The sequence below is a fragment of the Psychrobacter sp. TB20-MNA-CIBAN-0197 genome (genome assembly GCF_040309765.1).
GTDB classification, from domain to species: domain Bacteria; phylum Pseudomonadota; class Gammaproteobacteria; order Pseudomonadales; family Moraxellaceae; genus Psychrobacter; species Psychrobacter submarinus.
Genome location: NZ_JBEOPC010000387.1, coordinates 1 through 283, shown reverse-complemented (window position 1 = coordinate 283; position 283 = coordinate 1). Strand labels below are relative to the sequence as shown.

The 283-nt window shown below is 44.2% G+C and carries 1 protein-coding gene; it reads right to left on the bottom strand.

What is annotated here, in order from left to right; all coding sequences use genetic code 11:
* Positions 1-94: 94 nt before the first annotated feature.
* Positions 95-283 (bottom strand): hypothetical protein (locus AAEY83_RS14155; RefSeq protein ID WP_351059813.1); only part of this gene is annotated, 189 nt, incomplete at its 5' end.

The window sequence follows — 283 nt, the reverse complement described above, 5'->3', positions numbered from 1 at the left end:
CAACGTTTTCATCATTGATCCCTATTTTAGTAGTGATACAGTTATGGGTTTTACGGGTTTTACCAAATAGATGACCTGCGCTCTGCGCCAGTGCCTATTCACCACCCGTAAATTCACGTGCTTTAAAGATCTTGAATGACTTAGTGGTCCAATGCGAATCAGACTTGCCCCAACGATGCCCTTGCGATTTGGTTTCCGCCATCTGAGCTTCCATAAAAGTGCCACAGACATCACCGTAGCTTTTTTCAGTCATGTTGTTCTTTTCAGCAAACTCGGTTAGAGC